General features: G+C 53.1%; 10 protein-coding genes. 8 read left to right on the top strand and 2 right to left on the bottom strand.

Annotated features, from left to right (window positions below; translation table 11 throughout):
* Positions 1–632 (top strand): DNA repair and recombination protein RadA (gene radA / locus MVK46_RS07930; RefSeq protein WP_297536137.1); only part of this gene is annotated, 632 nt, incomplete at its 5' end.
* A 30-nt stretch (positions 633–662) separates the two neighbouring features.
* Positions 663–1,412: an endonuclease NucS gene (gene nucS, locus MVK46_RS07925; RefSeq protein WP_297536136.1), complete on the top strand. Its 750-nt coding sequence runs from the start codon at positions 663–665 to the stop codon at positions 1,410–1,412.
* On the opposite strand, the gene MVK46_RS07920 is transcribed toward nucS, so the two are convergent.
* On the bottom strand, positions 1,409–1,792 hold the full coding sequence (locus MVK46_RS07920; protein WP_297536135.1) for a DUF473 domain-containing protein: 384 nt from the start codon (positions 1,790–1,792) through the stop codon (positions 1,409–1,411). The two genes, nucS and MVK46_RS07920, sit on opposite strands and share 4 nt — an antisense overlap.
* A 9-nt stretch (positions 1,793–1,801) precedes the next feature.
* On the bottom strand, positions 1,802–2,524 hold the full coding sequence (locus MVK46_RS07915) for a proteasome assembly chaperone family protein (RefSeq protein WP_297536133.1): 723 nt from the start codon (positions 2,522–2,524) through the stop codon (positions 1,802–1,804).
* A gap of 246 nt (positions 2,525–2,770) precedes the next feature.
* Here MVK46_RS07915 and MVK46_RS07910 point away from each other — a divergent pair, with 246 nt between their 5' ends.
* The 6 genes from MVK46_RS07910 to MVK46_RS07885 form a co-directional block, all read left to right on the top strand.
* A complete protein-coding gene (locus MVK46_RS07910) occupies positions 2,771–3,709 on the top strand; it encodes a hypothetical protein (protein WP_297536132.1) in 939 nt (312 codons plus the stop codon).
* The gene (locus tag MVK46_RS07905) at positions 3,700–4,047 is read left to right on the top strand and encodes a hypothetical protein (RefSeq protein WP_297536130.1); all 348 of its coding nucleotides are present in this window, start codon (positions 3,700–3,702) and stop codon (positions 4,045–4,047) included. The genes MVK46_RS07910 and MVK46_RS07905 overlap by 10 nt, the downstream gene beginning before the upstream one ends.
* Positions 4,048–4,126: 79 nt before the next feature.
* Positions 4,127–4,519 carry a hypothetical protein gene (locus MVK46_RS07900; RefSeq protein ID WP_297536129.1) on the top strand — a complete coding sequence of 131 codons (393 nt, stop codon included), beginning with the start codon at positions 4,127–4,129 and terminating at the stop codon, positions 4,517–4,519.
* Between the two features lie 98 nt (positions 4,520–4,617).
* On the top strand, positions 4,618–5,391 hold the full coding sequence (locus MVK46_RS07895; RefSeq protein WP_297536138.1) for an S-methyl-5'-thioadenosine phosphorylase: 774 nt from the start codon (positions 4,618–4,620) through the stop codon (positions 5,389–5,391).
* Between the two features lie 121 nt (positions 5,392–5,512).
* Positions 5,513–6,787, top strand: a complete 1,275-nt coding sequence (locus tag MVK46_RS07890) for an amidohydrolase family protein (RefSeq protein ID WP_297536128.1) — start codon at positions 5,513–5,515, stop codon at positions 6,785–6,787.
* A partial coding sequence (locus MVK46_RS07885) for a hypothetical protein (RefSeq protein ID WP_297536127.1) occupies positions 6,774–7,172 on the top strand: 399 nt, incomplete at its 3' end. The genes MVK46_RS07890 and MVK46_RS07885, both read left to right, overlap by 14 nt.

Raw genomic sequence — 7,172 nt, 5'->3', positions numbered from 1 at the left:
TTGGAAGCGGTAAGACCCAGCTCGCGCACACTCTTGCCGTCATGGTTCAGAAGCCGCCCGAAGAAGGCGGGCTTGGCGGTTCGGTGATATGGATTGACACCGAGAACACCTTCAGACCCGAGAGAATACGGCAGATAGCCGAGGCGAGAGGTCTTGACCCCGACGAGGTCCTGAAGAACATCTACGTGGCGAGGGCCTTCAACAGCAACCACCAGATGCTTCTCGTTGAGAAGGCGGAGGAGATAATCAAGGAGAGGGCCTCAACCGACAGGCCGGTTAAGTTGCTCGTTGTTGACTCGCTTATGGCCCACTTCAGGAGCGAGTACGTTGGCAGGGGCTCCCTCGCCGAAAGACAGCAGAAGCTGGCGAAGCACCTAGCAGATTTGCACCGTCTGGCCGACCTCTACGACATAGCGGTCTTCGTGACGAACCAGGTTCAGGCGAAGCCCGATGCCTTCTTCGGCGACCCGACGAGGCCCGTCGGCGGCCACATACTCGCTCATTCCGCGACGCTCAGAATCTACCTCAGGAAGGGCAAGGCCGGAAAGAGGGTTGCAAGGCTCATAGACAGCCCGCACCTGCCCGAGGGAGAGGCCGTCTTCAGGATTACCGAGAGGGGAGTTGAGGATTAACCTTTTTAATCCCCTCCCCAACTCTTCTCCATGCCCAAGGTTGAGCTCAGGGAGAACCCGTCTCCAGAGGAAATAAAGCTCCTCGTCGATTCAGCCGTTTCTTCGGAGGGAGTGCTCACAATCTTCGCCCGCTGTCGGGTCCACTACGACGGCAGGGCAAAGAGCGAACTCGGACCCGGAGACAGGGTGATAATCGTCAAGCCCGACGGTTCGTTTCTGATACACCAGAAGGAGAAGCGCGAGCCGGTCAACTGGCAGCCGCCGGGGAGCGTCGTCCGGCTGGAGCTCCGCGAAAAGCCCGTTCTCGTCTCCATCAGGAGAAAGCCGAGGGAAACGCTGGAGGTAGAACTCGACGAGGTTTACCTCATCACGGTCTTCCACGCCGAGGACTACGAGGAGCTCGCCTTGACCGGCAGCGAGGCGGAGATGGCCGAGCTCATCTTCGAGAACCCCGAGGTCATAGAGCCGGGCTTCAGACCCCTCTACCGCGAGAAGCCGATTAAGCACGGCATCGTTGATGTTCTCGGCGTTGACAGGGACGGAAACCTCGTCGTTCTCGAGTTAAAGCGCAGAAGGGCCGATTTGCACGCGGTCAGCCAGCTCAAGCGCTACGTCGAGGCACTCAGCGAGGAGCACGACAACGTCAGGGGAATTCTCGTGGCCCCTTCGCTCACCTCCGGCGCCAAAAAACTGCTCGAAAAAGAGGGTTTGGAATTCAGGAAGCTCGAACCGCCGAAGAAGGAAAAGAAATCAAAGGGGAGACAGCTCCGGCTGTTTTAACCTATGTTCATCTCGTGGGGGAACAGCTCCCTGACCTTTGCTATCAGGATTCCATCCCTTCTCTCGACCTCGACGACCCTGCCGAGGCCTACCAGTTTCACCTTCGCCCTGCAGACGGTTATTTCCCTCTCGTCGCTCTCCTCCCAGGGAATTCTCGTTTCAAGCTCCCTGGCATCTATAAGCTCCGCAAGGAGTCCCTCGGTTCCAGTGGAAACGTCCTCAAAGGGGTCGTAGGTGAGGAACAGCCTGAGGGCTTCGTTTATAGCCTCTTCGATTGCAAGAACGTTTCTCGCGCTCCTCAGCTCTATCGTCCTGTACGGGTTCTTGAGCAGCTCGTCCAAAACGCGCCTCGCGATTCCAGCAAGGATTACCGCCTCCATGCTACCACCTCACAGGTAGATGCTCTCGTACTGCTTCTGCGCCCTCTTTCTGGCTTCCTCCATCTGCTCGTGCATCTTCCTGAGCTGCTCCTCAATCATCTCTGCCTCCTTGATTAGCGGTTCGGTTGAAACCTCAATCGGTGTGAGCTTCTTGAGGACCTCGATGACATTGGCAGCGGCCCTCGGGTCCGGCCTGTCGCCGAACGTCTCTCCGAGCAGAACGTATGCCTCGAGTCCCTCCCTTCCAGCCTCCCAGAGGAGCTTTCCGCTCATGCCCATAATCGAGCCGTACTGGAGTATTTTTGCTCCTGCCTCTTCGAGCTTCTTGTTCAGCTCTTCCCTCGCACCGACCCCCCAGACCTCCATCTTGTCCTTGAAGAAGCCTATTCCGATTCCCCCGATGGAGATTACCTTCTCGGCCTTCATCTCGCTGAGGTACCTCACAAGCTCCCTCGCTATCTCGTTGACCAACGTGGGCGGAACGTAGATGTCTGCCACGGCCACGATTATGTTGTCCTTGCCGTAAAACCTGAGCGGGGGATTGGGCTTTCCCTCGAGGACGATGCTCATGGGGGGTATGAAGGGGCTTTCGACGTAGCCTATCATGTCCATCTTGAGTTCCTTGGCCAGGAAGTTTCCGACTATATGGCCCACCAGTCCTATTCCTGGATAGCCCTCGATTAGAATTGGCCTCTTGACCTCCGGAAGAACGAGCTTCACGGGCTTCTCCATCTTTCCCCACCTCCGGATTATTTAGTTCCCAAAGGTTATTAAAGTTTTGGATTCCGCCGTTCTCAGAAAATCTGAGTTGGTGTTTATGTGTTATATTGATTTGGCGTGATATTATGTGAGATATTACGACTAGATAACAAAATTCTTTTAAAATGTCCATATTTTTCCATTTTAAGTTTTTGTTTTTAAACTATCAAAAGTAGAAAACTATATAAGTCTAATACATAATGTTTAATGGTGATGTCCTTGAAGTGGGCAAAACTCTTGGTAGGGGTACTGGTGTTTGTTTTTGTTTTTTCAGGGTTTGTTAGTGCTAAGCCCCAGGCAGACGTAAGCGGATGGACAGCGATTGATATGTTCGTCCGCTACCAGATTGACATGGGCAAGGCCAAGGGAATCTCGGAAGACCCGTACTTTGTGGACCGGCTTACAAACCTCGTTCTTCAGTGGTTTGACAAGGAGCTTGACGCTGAGATTGCACCTTACGCTGGAAACTTGACTCCAGAGCAGAGGGAGCAGTTAAAGTATCTTCTCATCAGCGACTACATATCCTATCTCTATCAGAAGAGCTTTTATCCTAAGAACGCAAAAACTCTCGTGGTGAAGCCCATTAAAGTTGCCTCAGTAAAAGCAGGGAGCAAGGTTTATGACTATTACTACGCTCCGATGAGCTCATCGATTCCTTATCCAATCCACTGGTGGGTGCAGGTTAGAGTTGATTTGGATGGTGGCAAGGGACGTGATTCACTGGGACAGTGTTATGATGTGGATGGGCATAATGGGATATCCAAAATAGTTGTCAGGTATGCCTCTACAAAAGTGACCTATGAGATTCATTTTTATGATGAAGACCATCCTGATCCAGCAATTGATGCTGTGTATGATAAGATTCGCTGTGTAGCGTATCCGGGAAGGAATAGTCGCTATGGATGCGAGGATATAGAAAGCATTACCGTTGAGCAGGGCACTATAAAGTTTGCTGGAACTTGGAGTAACATATGTGCTAACGGAGTATGCGTGGAACAAACGTATGCAATGCAGATGTGGCCTCAGCACGAAACGGGGGAACGTCCGTACAGTATCTCTGTGGCGATTTATGTTAGCAACGTATGGGATCATTTAATGGATACTGTTGATTCTAATCCGGACATGGATAAAAACTGGGGGTATACCTCATGGACGTAAGGAGGCTCGCCCTGCCTTTCCTTCTCATTTCTATGGCTGTTGTTCTTTTTGTTGTGTCTTTTGGAATTCTGCCGGATCCAGTGTGCTCTGTCATAACCCTCCAACTTTATAACCTTCCGTGCGTTTTGATAGTTTTCGTCCTGTGGATTCTGTCGATAAGTGCATTCCTTGAGTTCCTTAATGAAAATCCGCTGGGTTTTTATGTCCCCTCCAGTGTGTTCTTTGCGATCTCGTTTGCTATCTCTTGGACTTGGGCGAGATGGTTCCTTGCACTTGTTGCGGTGAGTTTTTTGATAGCTGTCTTTGGTATTTTGGAGAACATCAAAAAAGATTCCTAATTGATAACCGCGTATCGCTCACGGAAAAATCTCTTAACATCTGGGTTCAAAATGGGTTCAAAATTTTCCGGTGATGCTTATGGGCACGAAGGTGGTGGCGCGAAATATGAATAGCTCGCTTTGTCTTCTCCTTTTTCTGAGGCTTTTTCTAAGGTTTTTTGCCTTCTCATACCCGCTCTTCCTAACGGTTATGTACAACTTTTGGATTTTCGAAAGACTGCCAACCGTTGCATGGTGGGGTTACATAGCCCTCATGGCCATCTTGGAAATCATTATTGCAAGTGGCAGACTGCCCCTAAAACCCCTCCTAATGACCTATGTGGTCACTGCTCTCGTCTTTGAATTCCCAAGTGTTTTCTTTGATGGGGTTTATCCCCATACGGCACTTGTCTTTCTTCCCTGGGTCATTCTTTGGTACGGGTCTCTACTGCTGTTAACTGCTCTTAATTTCCTCAAGACAAGTGCTGATTGAACGGGAGATAAAAGACGCCAGTCATCGTGGGGGGTTCCGTTTCCACTGGAGAGACAATCCTTATATGAGGGGAGCGAGCATTTAAGGCGGTGATGACCATGCCGAGGATAGGCATCATAGGTGGTTCCGGGGTTTACGGCGTCTTCGAGCCGAAGGAAACCCTGAAGGTTCACACGCCCTACGGCAGGCCCTCTGCTCCGGTGGAAATCGGCGAAATAGGGGGCGTTGAGGTGGCATTCATACCGAGGCACGGCAAGCACCACGAGTTCCCGCCGCATGAGGTTCCATACCGCGCGAACATCTGGGCGCTCAAGGAGCTCGGCGTCGAGAGGGTCATAGGCGTTACGGCAGTTGGCTCGCTCCGCGAGGAGTATAAGCCGGGCGACATAGTGATAACCGACCAGTTCATTGACTTCACCAAGAAGAGGGACTACACCTTCTACAACGGGCCTAAAGTGGCCCACGTATCGATGGCCGACCCCTTCTGCCCCGAGATGAGGAAAATCTTCTACGAGACGGCAAAAGAGCTCGGCTTCCCGGTCCACGAGAAGGGCACCTACGTCTGCATCGAAGGCCCGAGGTTCTCAACGAGGGCCGAGAGCTTCATGTTCAGGCAGTACGCCCACATCATTGGCATGACGCTCGTTCCCGAGATAAACTTAGCTAGGGAGCTCGGAATGTGCTACGTGAACATCGCAACGGTTACGGACTACGACGTCTGGGCCGATAAGCCAGTCGACGCGCAGGAGGTCCTAAAGGTCATGGCCGAGAACAACTACAAGGTTCAGGAGCTTCTCAAGAGGGGCATCCCGAGGATTCCAGAGGAGAGGAAGTGCGGTTGCGCCGATGTCCTGAAGACGATGTTCGTGTGAATTTTTGTCCTCTTTTTGCCATCCCTTCCTCCTGCCGCTCCGTCCAACGGCGGACCCTCGCGATGGGTGAAACCTTTTTAACTTCTCTGGGAAACATACCCCTTTAAAAGGGGGGATTGGCATGAGCATTCTCATCAGGAACGGTTACGTGGTTTACGGTGAAAACCTTGAGGTCGTTAGAGCGGACGTTCTAATCGAGGGCAACAGAATCGTAGAGGTCAAAAAGGGAATCAACGAGTCAGCTGATACCGTTATAGACGCTACCGGAAAGGTCGTTTCTCCCGGCTTCGTTAACCTGCACACCCATTCGCCGATGGGTCTCCTTCGCGGTCTCGCCGACGATTTACCGCTGATGGAGTGGCTGGAGAAGCACATCTGGCCGAGGGAAGCGAAGCTGACGCGCGAGCACATCAAGGTTGGGGCTTACCTCGGAGCGCTCGAGATGATTAAGACCGGCACGACGACCTTCCTCGACATGTACTTTCATATGGACGCTGTTGCAGAAGCAACCCTTGAGGCCGGTCTGAGGGGTTACCTCAGCTACGGCATGATAGACCTCGGGGACCCGGAGAAGACTGAAAAGGAGATTAAAGAAGCCCTCCGCGAGATGAGGGCCATCGAGGGCCTCAACTCCGACAGGGTTCACTTCGTCTTCGGGCCTCACGCCCCCTACACGTGCTCCCTGGCTTTGTTAAAGGAGGTCAGGAAGCTTGCGGACGAGCACGGGAAGCTGATAACGATTCACGTGGCCGAGACGATGGCCGAGCTCGGAAAGATTCAGGAGCGCTATGGAAAGAGCCCCGTTGTGCTCCTCGACAACATCGGCTTCTTCGGGAGCGACGTGATAATAGCGCACGGCGTCTGGCTCGACAGCAGGGACGTCTCAATCCTCGCGAGGAACGGCGTCACGGTTGCCCACAATCCCGCCAGCAATATGAAGCTCGCCAGCGGTGTGATGCCCCTCCAGAGGCTCCTCAATGCGGGCGTCAACGTCGGCCTCGGAACCGATGGGAGCGCCAGCAACAACAACCTCGACATGGTGGAGGAGATGAAGCTTGCCGCTTTACTCCACAAGGTCCACAACCTCGACCCTACGGTTGCAGATGCAAGGACGGTTTTCAAGATGGCAACACAGAACGGCGCTAAAGCTCTGCGCCTCAATGCGGGCGTCATAAAGCCCGGCTACCTCGCGGATATAGTCATCTTCGACTTCAACAGGCCCCACCTGAGGCCGGTTCACGACGTGGTGAGCCACATCGTTTACTCCGCCAACGGCAACGACGTCGAGACGACGATAGTTGACGGAAAAATTTTAATGCTCGACCGCGAAGTTCTTACGCTCGACGAGGAGGAAATCCTCGCCCGGGTGGAGGAGGTTGCAGGTGAACTATCTTGACCTTTCGGTAGGAGTTGCCCTGCTCGTTTCCTACGTCCTGCTCTTTTACAACTACCACGTTACCGGTCGAAATGCCCTCCTCTATTACTCCCTGGCATGGCTCAGTCTTGCTGTCCCCGTTTTTTCGGGGGAGAAGGCCGTTCACGTGGTGGGGCTTGCCTTTTTCTCCTCCCTTCTGTGGGCCGGCAACGTTACCGCCTTGGGGGAGCTTTTCCTCGAGGGCGAAACGGAGCGGGGTCTCAAATACCTCTCGATACTCCCCGTTCTTTTTGCCTTCCTTCTCTACCCCGACCATGAAGCCCTCCTCTTCCTATTCTTTGGCCTCTGGATTCTCTCGTCCGCGTTCCTCCTTGGTTTCCTCCCCAGGAACTTCTTCTCGCTGTCC

It is taken from the genome of Thermococcus sp. (assembly GCF_027066465.1).
Lineage (GTDB): Archaea > Methanobacteriota_B > Thermococci > Thermococcales > Thermococcaceae > Thermococcus.
Note: the sequence above shows the minus strand (reverse complement) of the source record. Positions and strands in the feature narration are given on the sequence as shown.